The sequence below is a fragment of the Streptomyces sp. NK08204 genome, from assembly GCF_020400585.1.
Taxonomy (GTDB): Bacteria; Actinomycetota; Actinomycetes; order Streptomycetales; family Streptomycetaceae; genus Streptomyces.
Genome location: NZ_JAINVF010000004.1, coordinates 297,289 through 322,424 on the forward strand (window position 1 = coordinate 297,289; position 25,136 = coordinate 322,424).

At 71.3% G+C, this 25,136-nt stretch carries 15 protein-coding genes, 1 tRNA gene and 2 pseudogenes; 15 read left to right on the top strand and 3 right to left on the bottom strand.

Translation table 11 applies throughout. The features are described from left to right. Positions 1 to 121: 121 nt before the first annotated feature. Together K7G59_RS09125 and K7G59_RS09130 are read left to right on the top strand one after the other, a co-directional pair. A complete protein-coding gene (locus tag K7G59_RS09125) occupies positions 122 to 2,773 on the top strand; it encodes a CocE/NonD family hydrolase (RefSeq protein WP_225832023.1) in 2,652 nt (883 codons plus the stop codon). Beyond that, entirely contained in the window at positions 2,770 to 3,642 is an 873-nt protein-coding gene (locus tag K7G59_RS09130) for an ABC transporter permease (protein WP_225832025.1), read from the top strand. Before K7G59_RS09125 ends, K7G59_RS09130 begins: the two co-directional genes overlap by 4 nt. Positions 3,643 to 3,823: 181 nt before the next feature. Here the strand turns inward: K7G59_RS09130 and K7G59_RS09135 are convergent, their stop codons facing one another. Beyond that, the gene (locus K7G59_RS09135; protein ID WP_225832028.1) at positions 3,824 to 4,231 is read right to left on the bottom strand and encodes a rodlin; all 408 of its coding nucleotides are present in this window, start codon (positions 4,229 to 4,231) and stop codon (positions 3,824 to 3,826) included. Between the two features lie 193 nt (positions 4,232 to 4,424). Next, positions 4,425 to 4,830 (bottom strand): annotated as a pseudogene (locus tag K7G59_RS09140) (rodlin). Positions 4,831 to 5,189: 359 nt separating this feature from the next. On the opposite strand from K7G59_RS09140, the gene K7G59_RS09145 reads away from it, so the two are divergent. From K7G59_RS09145 to K7G59_RS09195, 11 genes and pseudogenes are all read left to right on the top strand, one after another. Beyond that, positions 5,190 to 5,417, top strand: coding sequence for a chaplin (locus K7G59_RS09145; RefSeq protein WP_225832030.1), 228 nt, complete (start codon positions 5,190 to 5,192; stop codon positions 5,415 to 5,417). Positions 5,418 to 5,685: 268 nt separating this feature from the next. Next, positions 5,686 to 6,252, top strand: a pseudogene (locus tag K7G59_RS34965) (chaplin); the annotation flags it as partial. Positions 6,253 to 6,396: 144 nt separating this feature from the next. Beyond that, positions 6,397 to 6,636 (top strand): chaplin, encoded by a 240-nt coding sequence (locus tag K7G59_RS09155; RefSeq protein WP_225832032.1) that lies wholly within the window; start codon positions 6,397 to 6,399, stop codon positions 6,634 to 6,636. Positions 6,637 to 6,837: 201 nt separating this feature from the next. Next, positions 6,838 to 7,128, top strand: a complete 291-nt coding sequence (locus K7G59_RS09160; RefSeq protein ID WP_225832035.1) for a hypothetical protein — start codon at positions 6,838 to 6,840, stop codon at positions 7,126 to 7,128. Positions 7,129 to 7,312: 184 nt separating this feature from the next. Next, positions 7,313 to 7,813 carry a DUF5949 family protein gene (locus tag K7G59_RS09165; protein ID WP_225832036.1) on the top strand — a complete coding sequence of 167 codons (501 nt, stop codon included), beginning with the start codon at positions 7,313 to 7,315 and terminating at the stop codon, positions 7,811 to 7,813. A gap of 660 nt (positions 7,814 to 8,473) precedes the next feature. Then, positions 8,474 to 9,433, top strand: coding sequence for an aromatic prenyltransferase (locus K7G59_RS09170; protein ID WP_225832038.1), 960 nt, complete (start codon positions 8,474 to 8,476; stop codon positions 9,431 to 9,433). A 67-nt stretch (positions 9,434 to 9,500) separates the two neighbouring features. After that, complete coding sequence (locus tag K7G59_RS09175) at positions 9,501 to 11,267, top strand: FAD-dependent monooxygenase (RefSeq protein WP_225832039.1); 1,767 nt, start codon at positions 9,501 to 9,503, stop codon at positions 11,265 to 11,267. Positions 11,268 to 11,359: 92 nt separating this feature from the next. Continuing rightward, positions 11,360 to 12,868: an FAD-binding oxidoreductase gene (locus K7G59_RS09180; protein ID WP_225832042.1), complete on the top strand. Its 1,509-nt coding sequence runs from the start codon at positions 11,360 to 11,362 to the stop codon at positions 12,866 to 12,868. Positions 12,869 to 13,045: 177 nt separating this feature from the next. Beyond that, the gene (locus K7G59_RS09185) at positions 13,046 to 14,683 is read left to right on the top strand and encodes a prenyltransferase/squalene oxidase repeat-containing protein (protein ID WP_225832044.1); all 1,638 of its coding nucleotides are present in this window, start codon (positions 13,046 to 13,048) and stop codon (positions 14,681 to 14,683) included. A 308-nt stretch (positions 14,684 to 14,991) separates the two neighbouring features. Further along, complete coding sequence (locus K7G59_RS09190) at positions 14,992 to 17,103, top strand: MMPL family transporter (protein WP_374114203.1); 2,112 nt, start codon at positions 14,992 to 14,994, stop codon at positions 17,101 to 17,103. A 1,228-nt stretch (positions 17,104 to 18,331) separates the two neighbouring features. After that, positions 18,332 to 19,717 carry a polyprenyl synthetase family protein gene (locus tag K7G59_RS09195; RefSeq protein WP_225832048.1) on the top strand — a complete coding sequence of 462 codons (1,386 nt, stop codon included), beginning with the start codon at positions 18,332 to 18,334 and terminating at the stop codon, positions 19,715 to 19,717. Positions 19,718 to 20,850: 1,133 nt separating this feature from the next. Here K7G59_RS09195 and K7G59_RS09200 read toward each other — a convergent pair. Continuing rightward, positions 20,851 to 20,923 (bottom strand) — tRNA-Arg (locus K7G59_RS09200). Between the two features lie 272 nt (positions 20,924 to 21,195). On the opposite strand from K7G59_RS09200, the gene K7G59_RS09205 reads away from it, so the two are divergent. Both K7G59_RS09205 and K7G59_RS09210 read left to right on the top strand, forming a co-directional pair. Continuing rightward, a complete protein-coding gene (locus tag K7G59_RS09205) occupies positions 21,196 to 22,803 on the top strand; it encodes a dynamin family protein (RefSeq protein ID WP_225832050.1) in 1,608 nt (535 codons plus the stop codon). Positions 22,804 to 23,010: 207 nt separating this feature from the next. Next, positions 23,011 to 25,113: a GTPase gene (locus K7G59_RS09210; RefSeq protein WP_374114204.1), complete on the top strand. Its 2,103-nt coding sequence runs from the start codon at positions 23,011 to 23,013 to the stop codon at positions 25,111 to 25,113. Positions 25,114 to 25,136: the final 23 nt, after the last annotated feature.

Sequence of the window (25,136 nt, forward strand, 5' to 3'; positions counted from 1 at the left end):
ACCCCTGTCCCCGCGTACCGCGACCGGAGTACGCGGGGACAGGGCTGTACTCCGCAAGGAGGGGCCGGGGTTCAGCCCGGCGGGCGCATCCGTCGCCGGTCGTGGCCCGTACGGTTGAGGCATGGATCTTCGCGTGCCCGCGCTGCGAGGGCTGTTGAAGGGACCGCGGCGGCTACTGGCCGCCGTGGCCGCCGTCGTGGTGCTCGCCGGCACCGGTACGTGGACGGCCGCCGCCGTCGGCGGTGAGCACCCGGTGCACCGGACCGACCGGGTCATGACCATGGCCGACGGCACGCGCCTGGACACCTCGTACTTCACCACCGCCTCCGCCGGCCGCCGCCCCGCCGTCCTGCTGGGCCACGGCTTCGGCGGCAGCAAGGACGACGTGCGCGCGCAGGCCGAGGACCTGGCACGCGACGGGTACGCGGTCCTGACCTGGTCCGCGCGCGGCTTCGGGAAGTCGACCGGCAGGATCGGACTCAACGACCCGGAGCACGAGGTCGCCGACGTCTCCCGGCTCATCGACTGGCTGGCCGGGCAGCCGCAGGTCCGCCTCGACAAGCCCGGCGACCCGCGCGTGGGCATGGCCGGCGCCTCCTACGGCGGCGCGGTCTCCCTGCTCGCCGCCGCCTACGACCACCGGGTCGACGCCATCGCCCCGGCCGTCACCTACTGGAACCTGGCCGACGCCCTGTTCCCGAACGGCGTGTTCAAGAAGCTGTGGGCCGGCATCTTCTTCAACACCGGCGGCGGCTGCGCCCGGTTCGAGCCCGTGCTGTGCCGGATGTACGACCGGGTCGCCCAGTCCGGCACGCCGGACGAGGCCGCCCGCGAACTACTGGAGGAGCGCTCCCCGTCCGCCGTCGGCGACCGCATCAAGGTGCCCACGCTGCTGGTGCAGGGCCAGACCGACTCCCTGTTCACGCTCGCCCAGTCCGATGCCGCCCAGCGGGCGATCCGCGCGGGCGGCGCGCCCGTGGACGTCGACTGGATCGCGGGTGGCCACGACGGCGGCGACACGGAGAACGGCCGCGTGCAGGCACGCGTGACCGCCTGGTTCGACCGCTACCTGAAGGGCGACAAGGGCACCGCCACCGGCCCGGCCTTCCGCATCACCCGCACCGGAGGCATCGACTCCACCAACGGCACGGCCCTGCTGCGCGGCGCCACCGCCGACACCTACCCGGGCCTGCACGACCACCGCCGGGCCGTCGCCCTGACCGGCGGCGAGCAGCGGTTCGCCAACCCCGCCGGTGCCAGTCCGCCCGCCGTCTCCGCCCTGCCCGGCCTCGGCGGCTCCGGCGGCCTCACCCAGCTCTCCGCGCTCGGCCTCGGCGTGTCCCTCGACTTCCCCGGCCAGTACGCGCGCTTCGACTCCGCGCCGCTCACCGCCGGCCTGCGGATCACCGGCACGCCGACGGCGACCGTCCACGTCACCTCCACCAGCGCGGACGCCGTCCTCTTCGGCAAGGTGTACGACGTCGGCCCCGACGGCACCCAGCAGGTGCTGCCCGCCCAGCTCGTCACCCCCCTGCGGGTCACCGGGGCCAGGTCCGGCAAGGACGTGACGATCACCCTCCCCGCGATCGACCACGAGGTGCAGAAGGGCCACCGGCTGCGCCTCGTCCTCGCCTCCACCGACCTCGGCTACGCCTCCCCGGCCGCCCCGGCCACCTACACCGTCTCCCTGAAGGGAGACCTGAACGTGCCGACGGCCCCCGCCGTCACCACCGCCGCCGCACCCCTGCCCGCCTGGGTGTGGTGGCTGCCCCCGGCCGGCCTGGTGGTCGCCCTCGCCCTGCTGCTCCCCGTCAGGCGCCGCACGAGCGCCCCCGCACCGGATCCGGCACTCGCCGACGTCCCGTTGCAGATCACCGACCTGAGCAAGCGGTACGCCAGGTCCGCCGACCGGTACGCCGTCAGCGGCCTGTCCTTCCGGGTGGAGAGGGGCCAGGTGCTCGGCCTGCTCGGACCCAACGGCGCGGGCAAGACCACCACCCTGCGCATGCTGATGGGCCTGATCACGCCGGACGGCGGCGAGATCCGCGTCTTCGGGCACGCGATCCGGCCCGGCGCACCGGTGCTGTCCCGGGTCGGCGCCTTTGTGGAGGGCGCGGGCTTCCTGCCCCACCTGTCCGGGCGGGAGAACCTGGAACTGTACTGGCGGGCCACCGGCCGCCCGCCCGAGGACGCCCGTCTCGACGAAGCGCTGGAGATCGCGGGCCTCGGCGACGCGCTCGCCCGCGCGGTGCGCACGTACTCCCAGGGCATGCGCCAGCGCCTCGCCATCGCCCAGGCCATGCTCGGCCTGCCGGACCTGCTGATCCTGGACGAGCCCACCAACGGCCTCGACCCGCCCCAGATCCGCGAGATGCGCGAGGTGATGATCCGCTACGCGGCCGGCGGCCGGACGGTGATCGTCTCCAGCCATCTCCTCGCCGAGGTCGAACAGTCCTGCACCCACCTGGTGGTGATGGACCGCGGCCGGCTGGTCCAGGCCGGGCCCGTCGGGGAGATCGTCGGCTCCGGCGACACCCTGCTGGTCGGCACCGGCACACCCGTGGAGGAGCCCGTCGTGGAGAAGGTGGCCGCGCTGCCCGGCGTCGCCTCCGCGGTGCGCACCGACGACGGCCTGCTGGTCGGCCTCCGGTCCGGCGGCACCGCCGAGCGGCTGGTCGTGGAGCTGGTGCGCCTCGGCGTGCCCGTCGCCTCGGTCGGCCCGCACCGCCGCCTGGAAGACGCCTTCCTGACCCTGATCGGAGGTTCCGCATGAGTGCCCTCACCGAGCGCACGGAGCCCATGGAGACGGCCTCCGGCTACCGCGCGGGCCGTACGCTGCCGCTGCGCGTCGAACTGGTCCGGCAGCTGGGGCGGCGCCGCACGCTGGTCATGGGCGGCATCCTCGCCGTGCTGCCGTTCGTGCTGCTGATCGCGTTCGCGATCGGCGGCGACCCGTCGAGCCGCAACGGCCAGGTCACCCTGCTGGACACCGCCACCGCGTCCGGCGCCAACTTCGCCGCGGTGAACCTCTTCGTCTCGGCGGGCTTCCTGCTGGTCATCCCGGTCGCTCTGTTCTGCGGGGACACGGTCGCCTCGGAGGCCGGCTGGTCCTCCCTGCGCTATCTGCTCGCCGCGCCCGTGCCCAGAGCCCGGCTGCTGTGGTCCAAGCTCGTCGTGGGACTCGGGCTCAGCCTGGCCGCGATGATCCTGCTGCCCGCGGTGGCGCTCGCCGTCGGCACGGCGGCCTACGGCTGGGGCCCGCTGCACATCCCCACCGGCGGTGTGCTCGACTCGGGCACGGCGGCTCAGCGGCTCGCGGTGGCGGTGGCGTACGTCTTCGTCTCCCAGCTGGTCACCGCAGGGCTCGCGTTCTGGCTGTCGACGAAGACGGACGCCCCGCTGGGTGCGGTCGGCGGCGCCGTCGGACTGACCATCGTCGGCAACGTCCTGGACGCCGTCACCGCCCTCGGCCACTGGCGCGACTTCCTGCCCCCGCACTGGCAGTTCGCCTGGGCCGACGCCGTCCAGCCGCACCCCGAGTGGTCCGGCATGATCCAGGGCGGCGCGATCTCCGTCTCCTACGCCCTGGTGCTGTTCGCCCTGGCCTTCCGGGGGTTCGCCCGCAAGGACATCGTCTCCTAGGCCCAGGACCTCGCCGCCTGGGACCAGGACCTGGCCCCTGGCCCTGGCGGCCCGCGTGTGCCGAGGTGCAGCAGCCGGTCCCGTCCGTACCTCGGGGTGCCGGCGGAATCCCTCCGCGCCTTCGCATGCCTGCGGCGGGCCACCGGGGAACCGGTGACCCGCCGTCGTGCGGGGCGCTCGCTCAGCTGTTGCCGGTGCCGTTGCCGGACAGGGTGGAGACGTCGCCGAGGAGGTGCGAGAGCGGCTCGTCGCCCTTGGCCTGGGTGGAGTTCTCGGTGCACTGCTGGTTCTGCGGCGAGGACAGGACCGGGACGTCCTGCGCGCCGACGTTGACCGGAGCCAGGATCGACTGGGGGTTGACCTTCGCCGGCACGCCGACGCAGGGCTTGTTGAGCGAGCCCTGGATGAGCGCCATCTGGGGGCTCATGTCGCCGAAGGTGGCCGAGTTGCCGAACGACTGGGCCGCGTTGTTGCCGCTGTAGGAGGTGGTGCCCTGGTCGTCGCCGGTGGCGAGGGCCTGGGGCGCCGCCACACCGGCGAGGCCGGCGACGGAGGCGGCGACAGCCGCGGTTGCCCACAGCTTCTTCATGGTGGTTCCCTTTCGAAAGGCGGACTCCGGCGAGGGAGTGCGTGACCGTCAACGGCCCCCGCCCCGACGGGGTTGCGACCCATGCTCCGATCGGAGCAGTGCAGTCGGATGAGCTCACAAGTGTGTCGTGGTCGGCGCGGGCACGCGAACAGCCCGACGGGGGAGACCTACGAGAAGCCCGGGAGATGCTCGCTCAGCCGCTGCCGCTGCCGCTGCCGCTGCCGCTGCCGGACAGGACGGGGCTGTCGTCGAGCATGTGCGAGAGCGGCTCGTCGCCCTTGGCCTGGGTGGAGTTCTCGGTGCACTGCTGGTTCTGCGGCGAGGACAGGGCCGGGACGTCCGGCACGCCGACGTTGGCGAGGCCGGCCGGCGACTGCGCGTTGACCTTGGCCGGCAGGCCGACACAGGGCTCGTTCAGCGCGCCCTGGAGGAGCGCCATCCGGGGCTCATGTCGCCGAAGGTGGCCGAGCTGCCGAAGGCCTGTGATGCGCCGACGCCGCTGAAGGAGGTGGTGCCGTTGTCGTTGCCCGTGGCGAGAGCCGGCGAAGTGGCGGCGGCAGAGGCGCTGACGGCGAGGGGGCAACCGTGGCGGCAGCCAGAACCTTCTGACCACTTACTGAGTCCCTTCTGAAGAATCCCCGTCCACCGGAGCGCACTGGTTCAACTGCCCATTGGCCCCTGCGTTGCCCGGGTTCACTCCAATGGCCCATGGAAACCACCGTTCAATCAGCAGCGCACCCAAGAACCCGCCTCACCTCGAAGCAGCGCTCTGTCGATCCGTCAAGACAGGAAAGTTGTACGGGCGTTCGGGTGAATTCGGCAACGGCGCGCGTTCCGTAGTTTCTTCGGCTGTCTATCCCTCGTTTTACAGCCCGTCGGTCATGTGGCGAGCCGTTCAAGCTGTGCTCGCTCGGTTTCGGCCGTCCAAAAGGGCATGACCGCAGAGAAGGGAAAGTCCATGAAGAAGAGCGCTGCTGTCGTCGCCGGTGCCATCCTGGCGCTGGGCGGAGCCGCCCCCGCCTTCGCCGACGCCGGGGCCGAAGGCGCCGCCACCGGTTCCCAGGGTGTCCTCTCCGGGAACCTTGTCCAGGCCCCGATTCACATCCCGGGCAGCGCCTGCGGCAACACCCTGGGCGCCATCACGCTGCTGAACCCGGCGCTCGGCAACACCTGCAACAACGGCTGACGTAACGCAACGCACCAGCCCAGCGGCTGCGTTCGGGCCGGTCTCGGACCGTCGATCACTCGATCTGCTCAGGTCCGAGGCCGGCCCTCCCATTTCTTCGAACAAGAAGGCACTTGGATCGCAGCAGACCCTTGGCAGGGCAAGGGCAAGGATCGTGGCAGCCGCAGCGACCGGCGGCCTGTCCCCGTACGGCAGGCCCCGCGCTCACCGACTCGGACGCGCACGGTGCCGCCCAGCTCACCCGGGCGTGCTCTGAGGCAACACGGTCAACGCCCCGGCGGACGTACCAGTCCCTGCTTGCGGCAACTCCGTGGACCCCGTCGCCGCGTTGAACCCGGCGATCGGGAACTTCTGCGCGGACGGCGCGGGGGTGCGTACGCGCTGCGGTGACGTCGCGAACAGCGATGCGCGGAACGACCACTCCGGCGATGCCGGCCCAGGCCCGAGCGTCGAGCCTCCCCTCGACCACGCGCGGTGGCCGGTAACTCCACAGTTCGCCGCCCGCGGTGGCGGACGTCACCGGCCGCCCCAGCTTCCGCGCACCGATGGCGCGACCATGTTCGCGGCCTCAGCGGAGGGTGCCGTGATGACCGTGGCGGGGCGCTCCTGTACCGGCGAGGCCGAGCAGTGTCGCGTCGGTAGCCCGCCGGGGCCGGACCTCAGTGCCGGATCCTGGCTTCCCGCCGTACCTCCGGTTCCCGCACGGCACGCGGCTCCTGGCCGCATCCTTCGGCGCCGACCCCCGGCGGCACTCCGCCACGCCCACCGTCCGGCATCTGCCGGCAACGGTCGTGAGCGAGTCGCCCGTTGTCGCGGTCGGCAACAGGCCAGGTAAAGCACTGTACTTGTCGTAGTCATGAGGACAAGTCCGTTCGGACATCACCCCATTGGCGGCACAACTCTCAGGGACGCCACCGCGTTGACACAGGGCCGGGTATCCCGCCCGGATGTTTGTGTCGATCCCAAGGAGCACCTCTCCATGTCGCGTATTGCCAAGGGCCTGGTTCTGACCTCTGCTGCCGTCGCGGCCGTCGCCGGCGGCGCCGGTATGGCCTCCGCCGACTCCGGCGCGCTGGGCAGCGCCGCCAACTCGTCGGGCGTGGCGTCGGGCAACGTCGTCCAGGCCCCGGTCCACGTGCCGGTCAACGGCTGCGGAAACACCGCCGACGGCGCCGGTCTGCTGAACCCGGCATTCGCCAACTCCTGCACCACCGGCTGACGCTCAGGGCGCACCCCATCGGCCGGCTGCCCGCCCCGCACATCCGTCGCGGGGCGGACGGCCGGTTTCTGCTTTCCACCGGGGCAGATCTCAGGGATCTCATATGTCTTCTGGCTACGGGGTTTCCCGTCCGGCAGGGTCTCGTTAGGCACGGCGTCGCAATCCCCTGGGGTGACCTGGGTTTCCGAAGAGAGGAACACGATGAAGTCCCTGAAGGCTGCCGCCGTCGTCGCCGGTTCGATCGCCCTTGCCGGCGTCGCCGCGCCCGCGTTCGCCCACAACGCCGCCGACCTGACGCCCACCAGCCTCAACGGCGCCGCAAACACGCTCACGAAGGGCCCCCTCACCCTGAACGACGCGATGCCGCTCCAGCACCCGTCGAACGCGCTGAACACCGAGAACAAGGACTCCGCGCTCAACACGGTCAAGGGTGTGACCGGCGCGCTGAACCAGCACAACCCGCTGCTCGGCGGCCTGCCCCTGCAGCGCTGACATCCGCCCCGCAGGGCCGGCGCCGCACTCGCGGACCGGCCCTCGCCGTGTCCCGAGGTGCGCTTCCGGACCCCGGACCGCTTTCGACGCCGCATCCCTCATTCGTGTGGAGCAGTGGCGGGCACTGGTCCGGAAGGGTGAGAGGCCGCCCGGCGGCGCGAAGCCGCGTCGATAGGGTCGCGCGGTGACCCCAACCTCACGCGAGACCCGTGCCTTCCGCGCCGTCGATCTCGGCACGCTCGTCGTCCTGGCATGGAGCGGCGAGGCCCCGGACGGCACCGACATGCCCCACCTGCTGGCCTACTCCCTCGGGGATGCCGAGGGCGGCCCGCGGACGACAGCGGCGGCGGTCGAGCATCTGCTGGTGAGCAACGGCCTGCCGGTCGGCGGCGACCTCGTCGACGGCACCACCAGACCCAGCCTGCCCATCACCCTGCTGGTGGAGGCCGGCCAGGCCGTCGTCACCATGCCACACCTGGTTGCGCAGGCCGAAGCGCCCCAAGAGTGGTTCGCCGCCGTCGCCGAACGGGGCTACGCCTACCTCGTCTTCACCACCCGCGCCTGGCCCGAGGGCGCGCCCGGCAGCATCATCGACCCGGCCGCGCTCGCCGCGTTCGCCGGCGCCGAGGAGACCCTGAGCGCCGCCGCGCACGTCGTCCTGCCGGCCCGCAGCCTGCGCGGGTGATGACTTCCGGCCGTGTACGCTCGCCGTATCGACAGGCAGCTGCCGACCTGAAACGCGGCTCGAAGCCGCGGGCGAATCTCCCGGAGATGGCGGCGGAGCCGGACGGATCGGGCGCTGGCCGAATCATCTCCCTCCGAGAGCTCCCGAGCAGCAAAAACAGCCCTTCCGAAGGACGGCGCAGAATGGACGCCCCCAGCAGCACTCGAACCTGCGGCCCGGCGCTCGGCGCGCACGTGCCCCTCTGCTGAACTGACCTGCACCGACGCACCCTCCGTCGGCGGTGCCGACTCGCCCCGCGGCCGATGTGCGCGGCGGGTCCGCGGGGCGAGGGGCGCGGGCATGAAGCAGGCGCTGGACGTGCTCGGATTCCTCGCCTGGTGCAGGCTGCCCTCGGCCTGCTGCACGAGTGGCTCCCCGGGGACGTGCGCCCGGTGCAACGGCCCGGCCTGCTCGGTGGCCACGGAGTCCGCACGAGCGTCATTCCCGTCGTGCCGGGGACAACCCTGATTGCGACGGCGGCGAGCCGGGCAGAGAACCCATGGCTCGAGCCGGGCGGCCCAGGATCGTACCCGCGCGGCTGCCTCCCCCCGCGAGATCTCGCCAAGTCGGCGACAAGTCACGGAACAGTGCCAGACAAGTCCTGTGGCCGAACCTTTGCGCATGGAGCGTCAATTTCAGGACACCACCATCAGCGAAGCGGCCTGGCTCGGCCCCGAAGACGCGGTGCGAGGGCTCTACGCGGCGATCGAGGAGTCGGCTCGGACACTGGAAGTGCCGTGCGAGCGGGACAAGGTCCTGCCCCTCCTGAACGCGTACAGCGACGGTCTCGCCGAGGCCGTGGTCGCGTTCCGGGTGGCGACCGGTGAGCGTCGGGCGGGAGACCTCGACTGCCGGTTCACGGTGCCGCGAAACGTCGATCCGTACGAGCGGGCCGTCGAGAAGGGTCTGCTCCCGAAGACGGACCACCCCGTCGGCGAACTGCTCGCGGACATCCGGGCCCACTGCCCCGTCGACAGCTACGGCATCGACTTCGGGATCGTCGGGGGCCTCAAGAAGATCTGGGTCGTCCTGCCCCGGACCGACCTCCAGAGCGTGGCGAAGCTCGCCGGGATTCCCTCCATGCCGCGCGGTCTGGGCGCGAGCATCGACTTCTTCCAGAGGCACGGCCTCGGCGACACCGCCGGCCTGCTCGGTATCGACTACCGCAACAAGACGGTGAACGTCTACTTCGGCGAGCAGCCCGCCGAGTGCTTCGAGCCGGAGGCCATCCGCTCGATGCTCAGCGAGTCCGGGCAGGCGGCCCCGACCGAGCGCATGCTCAGGCTGGGCCGGCAGGCATTCGGTATCTACGTGACCGTGAGCTGGGACTCCCCGAAGCTCGAACGCATCTGCTTTGCCGTGGCGACCGAGAACCCGATGAACCTCGGTGTTCCGATCGACTCGAGGATCGAGCGATTCGTCAAGCACGTGCAGGCTTCCCAGGTCAATCGGAAATTCGTCTACGCCGTCGCCTCCCAGCCCGATGGCGAGTACTACAAGCTCCAGTCGTACTACCGCTGGGCCGACGAAGTGATGGACATCATGCAGCTGTCCGACGGGGCCATCGAGGAGCCGGTATAGCGAACCCGCTCAACGGTCCTGAGAAATAACGCTCTTCGGAATTCTGCTGCTTTATGGAAGGACATAAATGGGAGCCATCGAAGTCCCGGTACTGATCGTGGGCGGCGGCGGGTGCGGTCTGTCCGCCTCGGCTTTCCTTTCCGATCACGGTGTCGATCACCTGCTGGTGGAGCGGCGCGCGGACACGTCGAAGCTGCCGAAGGCGCACTACATCAACCAGCGCACGATGGAGATCTTCCGCCAGCACGGGATCTACGATGCGGTGGCCGAACAGGCCGCGTCGCCAGAGCAGTTCGGCATGGTGCGCTGGCAGACCACGCTCGCCGGTGAGCAGCCGCTGGACGCGCGGGTGATCCACGAGATGGACGGTTTCGGCGGCGGTTCGCTGCGCGAGACCTACGAGGCGGCCGGGCCCGTCATGCCCGCCAAGCTGCCGCAGGTGCGGCTGGAGCCGATCCTTCTCAAGCACGCCAAGGAGCGCAACCCCGAGCGCGTCCTGTTCGGCCACGAGCTGACCACCCTGAGCGACCAGGGTGACAAGGTCGTCGCCGAGATCCGCAACACCGAGACCGGGGAGATCACCACGGTCGAGGCGCAGTACGTCATCGCCGCGGACGGCGGTCGTACGGTCGGTGCCGCTCTCGGCGTGCAGATGCAGGGCCTGCCCGCCCTGTTCGACGCCACCACGATCTACTTCGCCGCCGACCTGTCGGAGGTGTGGAGCGAGGGATCGGTGATCACCTGGTTCCTCAACCCCTACCGCCAGGACCTCTCCAGCGCCCTCATCGAGATGGGTCCGACCTGGGGCAAGCAGTGCGAGGAATGGGGCATGCACCTGTCCCTGGCCGGCGTCGACCGCGACGACGAGCAGGCCGTGACCGCCCGGATCCGTGAGGTTCTCGGCCTGCCCGACCTGGAGCTGACGCTGCACCAGGTGACGAACTGGACCGTGGAGGCCGTACTCGCCGAGCACTACCGTTACGGCCGCGTGCTGCTCGCCGGTGACGCCGCGCACCGCCAGCCGCCCGCCGTCGGCCTCGGCCTGAACACCGGCATCCAGGACGCGCACAACCTGGCCTGGAAGCTCGCCGCCGTGGTCAAGGGCAGCGCGTCCGACAGCCTGCTCGACACCTACGAGGCGGAGCGGCGGCCGATCGGCCAGTTCAACCTGGGCTGGGCGATGTCCGCGGCGTCCCACCATCAGGTCGTCATCGACGCCGCCGTCGGTCTCGGCCAGCACGTCCCGCCGGAGCGCCGTACCCCGGTGTTCGCCGGGTTCTTCGCCCCGACTCCGATGGGTGTGGCCCAGCGGGCCCGGTCCGCGGAGATCTTTGCCACCCACCGCGCCGAGTGCCAGGCCCATGACGTGGAGATCGGCTTCGCCTACGAGGCGGGCGCCGTCGTCGCGGACGGAAGCAAGCCGCCGGCCCGCGCCCCGCTGGGCGACGTGTACCAGGCCACCACGCGCCCGGGGCACCGGCTGCCGCACGCGTGGCTCGAGCACGACGGGCAGCGTGTGTCCACCCTGGACCTCACCGGCTCCACGACCGGCTTCGTACTGATCACCGGCACGGGCGGCTCGGCGTGGGTCGAGGCCGCCGCGCGGGTGGCGGAGAAGTTCTCGGTACCGGTCGTCGCGGTCCGTGTCGGTGAGGGCGCGGAGTACGCGGACGTCGACGGCCGCTGGGCGGCCGTGCGGGAGATCGCCGACGGGGGCGCCGTCCTGGTCCGCCCCGACAACCACGTGGCCTTCCGAAGCATGAGCGGCGACGAGAACCCGGCCGCGGCCCTGGCCGACGCCATCTCCCAGGTCCTGGACCGCAACGCCGCCTAGTTCGACCGGAGCGCGAAACGCACCTCTCCGGCAGGCGCGTTTCGCGCTCCATCGTCCGGCTCGCCAGTTTTCCTCGACGAAAGAGTCAGCACATGATCAACCGCAGATCTTTCCTCCTCGGTGCGGGAGGGGCCGCGCTGGCCGTGCCCGCGCTGTCCGGCTTCGCCACCGCCCGTGCCTCCAGCATCAGGTGGGACGTCCTCAGCAAGCACCTCGACGGCCGTGTCGTGCTGCCGTCGGACGCGGACTACCAGACGGCCAAGCAGCTGTACCAGGTGCAGTTCGACGCCACCTCGCCGAAGGCGGTCGCCTACGCCGCCAGCCCCGCCGACGTGGCGGTGTGCCTGCGCTTCGCCCAGGACAACGCGATCCCCGTGGCCGCGCGCAGCGGCGGCCACAGCCTGGGCGGGTACTCCACGACGCCGGGCCTCGTCATCGACGTGTCCAAGCTCAACGGCATCGCCGTCGGCAGCGAGACCACGCGGCTCGGGGCGGGCGCGCAGCTCGTCGACATCACGAACACGCTCGCGCCGAACGGCCTCACGATATCCGGCGGTTACTGCCCGACCGTCGCCGTCGGCGGATTCCTCCAGGGGGGCGGCTTCGGCCTGTTCACCCGGAGCATCGGCATGGCCTCGGACAAGGTGAAGTCCGCACGGGTGGTCCTCGCCGACGGCAGTTACGTGACCGCCTCCGCCGAAGAGCACAGTGACCTGTACTGGGCGCTGCGCGGCGGCGGCGGCGGCAACTTCGGCATCGTGACCTCCTTCGAGATCACCCCGTCCCCCCTCACCAAGCTCGCCGCCTGCACCCTCACCTTCAGCTACGACCAGTCGCTGGACCTGCTCGACGCCTGGCCGCGGTGGCTGGCCGACGCACCGTGGACGATGGGCAGCGGCCTCAACATCAGTCTCGACGACGCGGCCCCCGGCAAGGTCCCGGTCGCGACAGTCTTCCTGGGCTCCATGGAGCCCGGCCCCGGCTTCACCGCCGAGGTCGACCGGCTGATCTCCATGATCGGCCAGACCCCGGTGTCCAGGCAGGAGTACACCGCCCCGTACCAGTCGGTCATGATGTACCTCTACTCGTGCGCCGACCTCACGGTGCCCGAGTGCCACCGCAGCGACACCGACGGGGGCAAGATAGCCCGCCCGGGCTTCGGGACCTGGCGCAGCCGTCTGTTCAGCGAGGCGATGCCGCGTGAGGGCTGGGAGAAGGCGCTCGCCGTGATGGACACGGACCGGATCGCCGGACAGGCGCGCCGGATCCAGGTCTCCGCGCTCGGCGGACAGGTCAACACGATGTCGCGCACGGCCACCGCGTACGTGCACCGCGACACGCTCTATTCCGCCAGTTTCCTGACCGCGACCGCGGCGTGGCCGGTCAGCGACGAGGCGAGGGCCGCCGCGCAGCGCTTCTCCGACAACGGCTTCGCCGTGCTCGACCCGTACTCCAACGGTGAGACGTACCAGAACTTCATCGACCCCAACCTGTCGGACTGGCAGCAGTCCGCCTACGCGGAGAACTCCCAGCGACTGGCGCAGATCAAGGGCAAGTACGACCCGTACAACGTGTTCAGCTTCGCGCAGAGCATTCGCTGAGCCAGGTCATTCGACGCTTCTTGTCGGCCGCCGCTGTGGCGTGTCAGCTCATCACGCCGCAGCGGCGGCCGAGTGTCGTCATCCACCACCTCAAGCACGACCTTGACCCATGGGTGTTCGCTCCGGGTTCGTCGGTGTTCTTGGCCACGGCCGGGCGTCATAAGTGAGGAGCACGGAATGAAACCGCAGTTGACGTCTTTCGCTCCCCTGCCGTGGCCGGCCGAAGTCGACCCGGACCACGTTCGCCGGGCCACGTCCCGGCTGCTCGCTCATGTCAGCGGCCAGGTCGGGACCGACGGCGCCATACGCGGACTCTGCGACAGCCGTGTGCTGGAGTCGGCGCTCGCGCTGTCGCTGATGACGCGCATCGGTGCGGTCTCCCCCGAGCGGGACCGCCTGCTCGGCTACCTCCAGGCGCGGCAGCATGCCCCGCAGCGGCTCGACCGCGTCCTCTCCACGCTGGCCGTCCAGCGGGCCACCGGCGAGGAGGCCGCCGGTGACAGCGAACTCGTCGGCAAGTTGACGGCAGGGGTGCTCGGCGCCGCGCCGGGGTTCATCTCGACCCGCCGCCGCAAGATGGTCTCGGCGGTGCTGTCGGTGCTCGGCTGCCCGCTGCCGGCCGACGTCGCGCCCGCGGCCGACGAGCAGTCCCCCACCGATCCCCTGCACTCCTGGGCCGCCGTCCAGCAGGCCGCCGTGGCCCTGATCCTCGCCACCGCCGCGGGCGTCAGCAACCAGGCAACCGCCGACGCCCTGCGCACGCTGGTCGCCACGGACCCGGCGAACACGGTGTGGGAGGGCTATGTCCTGATGCACCTGCTCACCCTGCACGCCCTGGCCGGGGTCCCCGGGCAGGAGGCGACCGTACGCAAGGGTGTGCAGACGGTGCTCCGGCACCAGCGTGCGGACGGCGGCTTCCCGTTCGTGGCCGAGATGCACAACTGGTGCACCTCGACCGGCGGTATCGCCCTGGCCGCGGCCGGCGCCCCGCTCGGCCTGCTGCACCGGATGGCGGGCATGCTCGTCACCCACCAGGGCGGCGCCGCGCACGCCACCCTCTCCCGCGGTGCCACACTCACCGGCGGCTGGTCCATGTCCCCCGGCGTCGCGCAGAACGACGTCGACGACACCGCGTGCGCCCTGGAGTTCCTCCAGGCGATCGATCCGGTCGCCCACGGCGGCTCGGTGCGACGCGGCGTGGACGCACTGCTGGCCGTGCAGGGCGAGGACGGCGGGTTCCCGACCTATGTCGCCGGTGCCTCCTCCGAGCCGTGCATGACCGCCGCGGCCGTCTGCGCGCTCGCGCCGCACGCCTCGACCCTCGCGGCCCAGGACCGCGCCCTGGGCTTCCTCGCCGACAGCCAGCAGGCGGACGGCGGTTGGGAGCCGGGGTGGAGCAGCAGCCGGCTCCACACCCTCTTCCGTGCCCGCCTCGCCGCGGCCACCGCGGGCCCGCACGACCGCCGTACGGCGGCCATGGCCGAGCGGATCGAGCGGACGGTGCGCGAGACGCAGAACGACGACGGCGGCTGGGGCATGCAGCCCGGCGATCCCAGCGACGACATCAGCACCGCCTACGGCGTGATCACGCTGACCTGCGGGACCGACGAGCAGCCGATCGGGCGCGCGCTGGCCTGGCTGCTCGAACACCAGGACGCGGACGGTGGTTTCAGCGGCCCGCCCGACATGGTCGGCCCCCGCCCGTTCCCTTACAAGTTCCCGGTCCTGACCGACATTCCGGTGCTTCTCGCGTTCGGTCATGTCCGTTCCCGCGTCACCGGCGCGGCGCCCGTGCTGGAGGCATCGGTGCGCTGACTCGCCCATCGCACAAGGACCTTGAGTGGATCTGGACCGGATCTAGAGGGGGATGCTGTTTACACTCCGGGTGCCGGGACAGTTCTCAGGTCGGAACGCATTCGCGACGGGAAGGGCCGAACCATGCATGAAATCAAGCCAGTTCGGCGGACAGTTATCTCCCCACGATCCACCGACCTCGGACGGCGGGCCGACGGGCGTTCCGCGCCCGGCAGTTGCCGGCTCGCCTGTTCGCCGCTCCCGCTCCGGCGACGGGCTCTTCGTCGTCGCCGAACTACCTTGTGTCAACCGATATCTGAGGAATCCACGTGCTGTTGAAATTGGCATCCTTGCCCAGTGGGAGGGTGGCGAAATGGGTCGTCCTCGCCTTCTGGGTGGTCCTGTTGGTGCCCGCCGTGATGCTGGCGGGCAAGCTCAGCGACGTTGAGGAGAACGACAACTCGGCGTGGCTGCCGGGCAATGCGGAGTCGACCGCGGTCGTGGAGCGCGCCGACAAGTTCGGCCTCGCCGACACCGCGCCCGCGATTGTGATCTACAACCGTCCCGGCGGTGTCACCGATGCCGACATGGCGAAGGCCAAGGCCGACGCTGATGCTTTCAAGGGCATCAAGAACGTCGTCGGACAGCCCCAGGGGCCGCTGAAGTCCCAGGACGGTAAAGCCATCCAGACGGTCGTCCAGGTCCACAAGGACAAGACGGGCTGGACAGGGCTCGGCAAGACCGTCGACGCGATGACCGATGTCGGCAAGAAGAACGCGGACGGCCTCCACTTCTACGTCACCGGCCCGGCCGGGCAGGCGTCGGACTCGATCAAGGCCTTCGGCGGAGGAGGCAGCCTGACCACGATCACCGCGTTGGTGGTGGTCGCGATCCTGCTGTTCACCTATCGCAGCCCATGGCTGCCCCTGGTGTCGATCATGACCGTGGGCGGTGCCCTGAGCACTTCCGAAGCCGTGATCTACCTGCTGGCGAAGCACACCGGACTGGTCGTGAACTCGCAGACCAGCTTCACCCTGACCGTTCTGGTCTTCGGCGCCGCCACCGACTACGCGCTGCTCCTCATATCCCGGTACCGCGAGGAACTGCGGCGGCACGAGGACCGGCACGAGGCGATGGCGCAGGCCCTGCACCGCTCCAGCCCCGCGATCATCGCCAGTGCCGCGACCGTCGCCGTCAGCCTGATGCTGCTGATGCTGGCCACCCTCAACTCCACCCAGGGGCTCGGGCCGGCCTGTGCCATCGGCGTCATCGTCGGGCTCTTGGCCATGGTCACCCTGATGCCGGCCCTGCTGGTCATCTGCGGGCGGTGGGTCTTCTGGCCGTCCAAGCCGACCTACGGATCGACCGGTTCCACCAAGGAGGGCGTCTGGACCCGGGTCGGCAACGCCGTCTCCGGCCGGCCGCGGATCGTGTGGGTCGGCACCGCGCTCGCCCTCGGCGCCATGTGCCTCGGCATGTTCGGCCTCAAGGCCGACGGTCTGTCGTCCAAGGACCAGTTCACGAACAAGCCGCAGATGGCCGTCGGTCAGGAGATCAAGGACGCGCACTTCCCGGCCGGCTCCGGCGACCCCATCTACGTCGTCACCAAGACCGCCTCGGCGCAGCGGGTCAGCACCGCACTGGCCGACGTCCAGGGCGTCGCCAAGGTCTCGCCGCCGATCGTCAAGGGCAGCGACGCCATTCTGCTCGGGGAGCTCAAGGACAACCCCACGGGCGACGCCGCCATGCACACCGTGAAGCGGGCCCGGACCGCGGTGCACCGCATCGAGGGCGCGGACGCCCAGGTCGGCGGCAACGCAGCGATCATCCTGGACACGCAGAACGCGGCCTCCCGTGACGACAAGGTGATCATCCCCATCGTGCTGGTGGTGGTGTTCCTCATCCTGGCGCTGCTGCTGCGGGCGATCGTCGCGCCCCTGCTGCTCATGGGAACGGTGGTGCTGTCGTTCGGCGCGGCTCTCGGCGTGAGCAGCCTGGTGTTCAACCACGTGTTCGGCTTCGCCGGGGAGGAGGCGTCCTTCCCCCTGCTGGCGTTCGTGTTCCTGGTCGCCCTGGGTATCGACTACAACATCTTCCTGGTCACCCGAGTGCGCGAGATCACCCCGCTGCGCGGCACCAAGCCGGCCGCGCTGATGGGTCTGTCCGCCACCGGAAGCGTGATCACCTCGGCGGGTGTGGTGCTGGCCGGTACCTTCGCGGCGATGGGCACGCTGCCGCTGGTGTTCACGGCCGAACTCGGGTTCACCGTGGCGTTCGGCGTGCTGCTGGACACGCTCATCGTCCGCTCGGTGCTGGTCACCGCGCTGACCCTGGACGTGGGCCGGCTGATGTGGTGGCCCAGCAAGCTGTTCAGGCAGCAGGAGCCTCCCCAGTCCGAGGCGCCTCAGCACGAGCACGAGACCGCGCTCCACGGGGCGTGACACCCCTTCCTGGGCGTCACATCCCTTCCGGGACAGCCTCCTGGGGGCCTGACCGCCCCCAGGAGGTGTGACGGCCACTGGAGGCCTGACGGGCCCCTGGGGGCCTGCTGACGGCCCTCTGCCCCCCAGCCCTGCTGGAGCCGCCCAGGCGGTTCCAGCAGGCTCCATCAGCGCAGGGCCGGGCCTGGCACGGGTTCCCACTCGCCAGACGCGAAGAGCCGGGCTCGGACCGATGCCCAGCTCTTCGGCCATATGCCGCTGACGGGCCCGCAACACCGCCGTGTGCCCGCCTCCCGTCCGGACCGGGACAGAGGGCCGGGCCGGAAACTCCCAGCCGTATGCGCGCATCGGACGGGCCGTGCGAGGCCGCCGGCTCGGACACCGCCCCTTCTGGGGCACCTGCGGTGAGCGGTCGTTCGTGCGCCGGATCACGCCGGTCCCGTGCGGGGCGGACCGGGGCCGCCGGTCGCCGCCGTCCGGCCGACGAGGCCCGCCCGGCGTTCCCCTGGAAGTCCTCTGGAAGTCCTCCGGACCACCCGTGGTCCCGTCGAGCCCGAACCTCTTGCGTGATCGGCCTACAGAACCGCGGTAGTGGTGCGGCCATGTCCGTTACGCACGCGGATCACTCCGCTCTTGCCCGTGCGATCAGTCACGCGGGACGGGCCGCGGTGACCAGCGGGTCGCCTGCGTCTCATCCGAGCTGCTGTTGCCGTCAGTTCGGAAGCGGGCGCGCCGCGTGGACCCCCAGCCGGTCGGGGACCATCGTCGAACCGAGGCCGGACGACGGCCGGCCTCGGCTGAGAACCTCAGTTCCGTTCCGGAGGGAGCAAACGGCGTCCGGTGCCCCCACCGAGGCGCGATTGCGCCCTTTGGGACCGGTGTCCGACTCGTCGCCAAGTCGACGCCAATTCGTCCATCAGCGCCGGGCAAGCGACTTGGCTGATAATAGTTGTCGCAACTTGGTGCATTTCGGCGAAAGAATCAAACCCAATAGGGATTTCTTGGGGAGATTCACCGCGATTTCTAGTTGATCGCAGCATCCAATGTGGGCCATATCAGGCCAAGCCTCCGTCCGTGATCGGAAGACCGCCGGGGCACTGATCGAACCTGAGAGGGAAACATGTCGCCTGTCCCATGCCGAGTCCTGCTCGCCGAGCCACACGGCCAACGCGCCGGGGCCAGGTCCCTCGACACCGTGGAGCGCGCGCCCGCGGCCCACGGTGCCCAGGTGTCCGTACGCAAGGAGAGCGTGCAGGACGAACAGGCGCTGATCCTCGTCGTCGGTTCGGCCGCCTCGAGTGACCCGGCCCGCCTGTCCGAGGCCGTGCAGGCCGGCGGAGCCCTGACGCGGCTGCTGCCGCACCCGGACCAGCTGGATCCCGAGTGGCTGGCCGGGGTCCGCACCGTGGAGCTGAAGGCCGACGCCGATGTGCCCCAGATGACGGTCCAGGAGGTTGTGGAGCGGCTCGCGGCCCTTGGGTTCACCGACGCCCAAAAGGACGCCCCCACCGTCCAGAACGCCGTGGTCAAGCTGCGGCCGGCGGCCGGACCGCCGGCTCGCGACCGATTCACCGACGGCGATCCCGGCGATGCCTGTGACCGGCTGCTCGCCCGGACCCAGGCGTGCATCGAGGACCTGCTGAGCGCCGAGTGCTCACGGTGGGGAGCGGTCGACGCGCGGGCGGCCGCGCCGGTCGAGGCGATCGCGGAACTGGTCGCGGCGGGCGGCAAGCTGCTGCGCCCCACGTTCTGCATCAGCGGCTACCTGGCAGCCGGCGGTGGCACGGCCGACGAGGACACGGTCGTCGCCGCATCCGCCGGACTGGAGCTGCTCCAGGTCTTCGCCCTCGTCCACGACGACGTCATGGACAACTCGTCCGCCCGGCGCGGGGCGCCGACCGTGCACGTCAGACACGCCGACCTCCATACGCGAAGCGGCTGGGTCGGTGAGCACCGCCGGTACGGCGAGGGCGTCGCCATCCTGACCGGCGACCTCGCGCTCGGCTACGCCCACCAGCTCACCAGGGATCTGCGCGGCCCGGCCATGGAGGTCTGGACGGAGCTGGTCACCGAGGTCATCATCGGCCAGCAGCTGGACATCCGCCTGGCCGCCGAGCTGTCGCCGGACCCGGATCTCGCCCGCTGGGTCGCCGTCTGCAAGTCCGGCCGCTACACCGTCCACCGGCCTCTCGCACTCGGTGCCGCCATCGCCGGGCGTCCGGAACTGCAGGCGCCGTTCGAGGAGTACGGCATCACGGCCGGCGAGGCGTTCCAGTTGCGCGACGACCTGCTCGACGCCTTCGGCGACCCGGCGGCGACCGGCAAGCCGGTCGGTCTGGATGTCAGCGAGCACAAGATGACCCTGCTGCTCGCCCTCGGGGCGGCCAAGGACCCCCGGGTGGCCCGACTGGTCGAGGAAGGCCGCAACCGCGACTGGGACCCGACCGCGCTGCGTGACGCGCTGCTCGCCTCCGGCGTACGCCAGGACGTCGAGGACTGCATCGACCGGCTCGTCGCGATGGCCCGTACGGCACTCGAAGGGGTGCCGCTGGCGGGCGACTGGCAGCAGCGTCTGAGCAAGCTGGCGGAGCAGGTGGCGTACCGCGAGCGCTGACGGGTGGTGCGCGGCGCGCCCGCGCAGGACCGGTGGCGGCTTCCGCCGGTGGATTCCCGCCCCGAGGCCGTGGTGCGTGGCGACGTCCGCGGGGCGGGAGCCACGGCCGATGAGAGCGGTTGCCGGAGGCCGGGGGAACGCGGGCCGGACCTGGGCCCGGCGCGGGGCTGACCCTGCCGGGGAAGCGGCCGGCCGCACCGGACGCCGTCGGGTGGGACATCACGGCCGAGGAACCCGGCCTCGTCCCTGTACGGCGAAGGAGCTGCGCTCAGCTCGACACTGCCCCGCCCGCGAAGCCGACTGCAAGGTCTCCCAGTACGTCACAAAGGGCACTGGCCCACTGCTTCATTCTGCTCGACTTCGGTTCATCAGCCATACGGTTCTCCTCGTCGTTCGTCTCCATGGTCTGGTCGTCGTTGTTCAACTTCGATGCCAGGACCTTGCAGATGACGGCTGCGGAGAGGGGCAGCACGAGACCCGGCAGCAGTGCCGAGCTGAGCGCAGCTCCGGAGGAAGCTTAGCCAAGAAGCCCGACCGCGGCACCAGTTCGGGACATCGCCCGTGCGAGAGCGCGCTGACCTCGCGGGAACGTTGCCCTGTGTGTCGGCTGGGCGTTCGCCGACGCGACCACGAAGTGGTTCGAACGGCGGCGTCCAGCACTTTCGACCGGGCATCGACGGGATCGCCCGGGATGGCCGCCCGTGCCCGGCGAGTGACGGAGACGGCCTTGCGGATCGCCGGTGTGGACCCGTGGCGGATGACACCGGCGCGCCGGAGCGTCGTCCGGCGACACGCACTCCGTGCACGACACGCAGGGGGCGATCAGTCACGTGATCGGCTGCTCGAGCGACGTCTGCCGGCCCGCCTGCGTCGACGGGCGGCTACCGGATCTCGAACGGCGGCTCGACGCCGCGGGTGACCTCCCGAAGGCGGAGGTGCCGGGCACTGGCTGATCTTCCTCCGGTCGGGAACGTCGACACGCATGCGACACGATCACCCGCGAAGACCCGGTGACAGCCGTACCGGCCTGGATCCCGCCCTTGATCACCAAGGGGGCGCCGGGGCTCATGCATGTCGACCGTCACCCACGCTGACCAGCAAAAAGCCCTCCCAGGAGGGAGGGCGGAGACGTGCGCCCCCGGCAGGACTCGAACCTGCGGCCAAGCGCTTAGAAGGCGCCTGCTCTATCCGCTGAGCTACGGGGGCCTGGTGCGGGACCAAGGATAAAGCTCCCCGTTCCTTGACCCTGTCGCTTCGCCTCCGTGGCTCGATGTGGAGGTTCGGTGAAGCGGTCCCGATAATCGCAGGCAGGTACGAATCGTGCACCGCTTTTGGCGTCCGACGCACCGGGTGTTGTGCACTCGTTATGCCTGAGCCGCGCCCGTGCCCCAGTCGTCCCGTCTGTCCGTTCTGTTCTGTCGGCGCGCAGACATGTCTATATGCTTCAGAATTCCCCTAAAATTGGGCATTCTTCGCATGTGGTGACCTTGGACGTTCGGCCTCAGCTGCTCGACACACTCTCCGCGCTGCGCGACCGTGTCGCCGCCGCACGGTTTCCGCTGCCCCTCGCGGGGGCCCCACGCGCGCGTGCCAACCGCGACGAACTCCTCGCGCAGCTCGACGACTACCTCGTACCCCGGTTGAGGGACCCCGAGGCGCCGCTGCTGGTCGTCATCGGCGGTTCCACCGGAGCCGGCAAGTCGACGCTCGTCAACTCCCTCGTCGGACGCCGGGTCAGCGAGGCGGGCGTGCTGCGGCCGACCACCCGCACCCCGGTGCTCGTCTGCCATCCGGAGGATCATCACTGGTTCAGCGGCATGCGGGTGCTGCCCGGCCTCACGCGCGTATGGGTGCCCCAGCAGGACCCGGCGGAGGATCTGCTGCTCCCCGACGAGGACCCCACGCGCGTTCTGCGCATCGAGACCGCCGACAGCCTCCCGCGCGGCCTCGCCCTCCTCGACGCCCCCGACGTCGACTCCCTGGTCGCCGAGAACCGCGTCCTCGCCGCCGAGCTGATCTGCGCCGCCGACGTCTGGGTCATGGTCACCACGGCCGCCCGCTACGCCGACGCCGTGCCCTGGCATCTGCTGCGCACCGCCAAGGAGTACGACGCGACCCTCGTCACCGTCCTCGACCGGGTGCCCCACCAGGTCGTCTCCGAGGTCTCACGGCAGTACGGAGCACTGCTCACCAAGGCCGGACTCGGCCACGTACCCCGGTTCACCGTGCCCGAGCTGCCCGAGTCGGCCTGGGGCGGCGGACTGCTGCCCGCGACCGCCGTGGCGCCCCTGTGGAACTGGCTCGTCCAGCACGCCCAGGATCCCGGCGCCCGCCAGCACGTCCTCGCCCGCACCGCGTACGGCGTCCTCGACTCCCTCAATTCACGCATGCCCGAGCTGGCCAGTGCCGCCGCCGCCCAGTATGCGGCGGCCCTGCGGCTCACCTCCGCCGTCGACAGCGCCTACGACAGCGAGCACACGCGCGTGCGGGGGCGGCTGCAGTCCGGTGCCGTACTCGCCGGGGACGCCCTCAAGCGCTGGCGGGCCTTCCCGCTGGACTGCAGCTCCGGCGAACTGCTCGACGCCCTCGCGGAGAGCCTCGCTGCCCTGCTGCTGTGCGCCGTCACCGCCGCCGACGAGCGCGTGGACGAGGCCTGGCGGCGCGAGCCCGCCGCGGGCGCCCCGGGCCTTGCGGACCGGGACCCGTCCCTGGAGAGCGCCGAGGACCGCATCGGCCTCTCGGTACGGCGCTGGCGGCGCGAGTTGGAGGAGTACGCCGAGGAGGAGGTCCGGGAACTCGACCGCGGTGCCGCGCCCGACCCGGAGGCCGTCGCCGCCTTGGTCGCCACCGCGCTGCTGGGCGGGCGCCGGGCTCGCGCGGCCGGTGAAAGGCTCGCCGAGCGGATCGGCGCCCACGGTGCGCTGCGGCTGGGTGAGAGGGCCGGGCGCCTGCTCACCGAGCACGTGGACCGCGTGCTGCACGCCGAACGCGAGCGGCGCCTCGCACCGCTCGACGCCCTCGAGGTCCATGCCGAGCCCCAGGCCGAACTCATCGCCGCGCTGTCCGTACTGCAGAAGGAGAGGTGACCGGTGACCGCCGTCACTGGGCAGGATCACACGGACCACACAGACCGCATCGACCGCCTGGAACGCGTCGATCACAAAGGCGACTTGAGTCACCTCGCTCACTCAAGTCACTCGAGTCACTCAAGTCGCTCTGATCACGATCACCGGGATCACCGGGATCGCCTGGAGCGCCAACCGCACGACGAACTACTCGGTCACACCGGGCGCGTGGAGCGCGGCGAGCGCGCCGAGGGCGTGGGGGAAGCAGGCCGGAGGGCCGTGCACAGCGGCGCCGAGGAGGAGGGCCGGTCCGAGCAGCCGTCCGCGGACGAGCGCTCCGAGGGCCTGAGCGGCGGCGAGGCCGTCGGTTCCTCCGCCGACGGTTCGGCCGGGGGCCCGGCCGGTGCCACGAGCACCCCGCACGCGCATGTGCCTGACGGCCAGCCGGACGGTGACCAGCAGGCGCGCGTGGAGGAAGCCATGAAGGCGGCCATGAAGGCCGTCATGAAGGAGAACGTGAACGAGTCCCCGAAGGAGCCCCTCAAGGAGCGCCTCAAGGAGCCCCTGAAGGAGCCCCTGAAGGAGACCTTGAAGAGGGCCGACGCCGACCCGGAGTCCGTGGACGTCTGGGACGACGGCCTCATCGCGCGGCGGGTCACGGAGAACGCCTCCGCCCTCGCCGCCGAGCGTGCCGCCGCGCCGGACGCCCCGGACCGCGGCCCACGCAGCCAGAACCCCGCCCCTCTGGCGTACGACGGTCCGCTGCGCGCCCGGCTCGACGCACTGCGCGAACTCGTCGGGCTCTCCCGCACCCGCCTGGACAGCCGCACCCTCGCCGAGGCGGGCCGGGTCCTGGACGAGGCGGCGGCCCGCCGCAAGCTCTCCGGCCAGCACACCGTCGTCGCCATCGCGGGCGCGACCGGCAGCGGCAAGTCGCAGCTGTTCAACGCCCTCGCCGGAGTGCCGATCTCTGAGACCGGGGTACGGCGTCCCACCACCGCGGCCCCCATCGCCTGCAGCTGGAGCGACGGCGCGGCCGGCCTCATCGACCGGCTCGGCATCCCGGGCCGGCTGCGCCGCCGTCCGCTGCAGAGCCCGGAGGCCGAGGCGCAGTTGCAGGGGCTGGTCCTGGTGGACCTGCCCGACCACGACTCCGCCGCCGTGGCGCACCGCGAGCAGGTCGACCGGGTCCTGAAGCTGGTCGACGCGGTCATCTGGGTGGTCGACCCGGAGAAGTACGCCGACGCGGTGCTCCACGAGCGCTACCTGCGGCCCCTGGCCGGCCACGCGGAGGTCATGTTCGTCGTCCTCAACCAGATCGACCGGCTGCCCGGGGAGGCCGCCGACCAGGTCCTGGACGATCTGCGCCGGCTGCTGGACGAGGACGGCATCGCACTCGGCGAGTACGGCGAGCCGGGCGCGACCGTGCTCGCGCTGTCGGCGCTGACCGGCGAAGGGATCGGGGAACTGCGCGAGCTGCTCGGCCAGTTCCTGGCCGAGCGCGGGGCTGCGGCCCGCCGTGTGGCGGCCGATGTGGACGCCGCTGCGGCCGGGCTGCGGCCCGTGTACGCCAACGGGCGGCGCATCGGCCTGGGCGAGGACGCCCGGGAGGAGTTCTCGGCGCGGCTCGCGGACGCGGTGGGGGCCACCGCGGCGGGCGAGGCGGCCGAACGTGCCTGGCTGCGCAACGCCAACCGCGCCTGCGGCACCCCCTGGCTGCGGCTGTGGCGCTGGTACCAGGGCCGTGGGGACACCGGGACCGGACGCCTCCCGCTGCGCACGCCGGCCGATGAGGAGATCACGGCGCGTCAGCGCGTGGAACAGGCGGTCCGTACCGTGTCCGACCGGGCCTCGGCCGGGCTGCCCGCACCCTGGGCGCAGGCGGTGCGCGAGGCGGCCGTACGCGGCTCCCAGGGGCTGTCCGAGGCGCTGGACGAGCTGGCGACGCGGGCCGGGCTGGCGCCGGGCAGGCCGCCGCGGCCGGGCTGGTGGCCGGTGGCGGTGCTGGCGCAGGCGGCCATGACCCTGCTGCAGGTCGTGGGCGGTCTGTGGCTGGTGGGGCAGATCGCCGGCGTCATGGCGCCCAACCTGGGCGTGCCGGTGCTGCTGATGGTGTGCGGGATCCTCGGCGGTCCGCTGGTGGAGTGGGGCTGCCGGATGGCGGCCCGGGGACCGGCGCGGCGGTACGGCCTGGACGCGGAACGCCGGTTGCGGGAGGCCGCGGCGAGCTGCGGCCGGGCGCGGGTGCTCGACCCTGTGGCGGCGGAGCTGCTGCGGTACCAGGAGGTGCGGGAGCAGTACGTGAAGGTGGCGCGGGCCGGAGTGGGCTGAGGTGCCGCCCCGGCTGGAGTGGG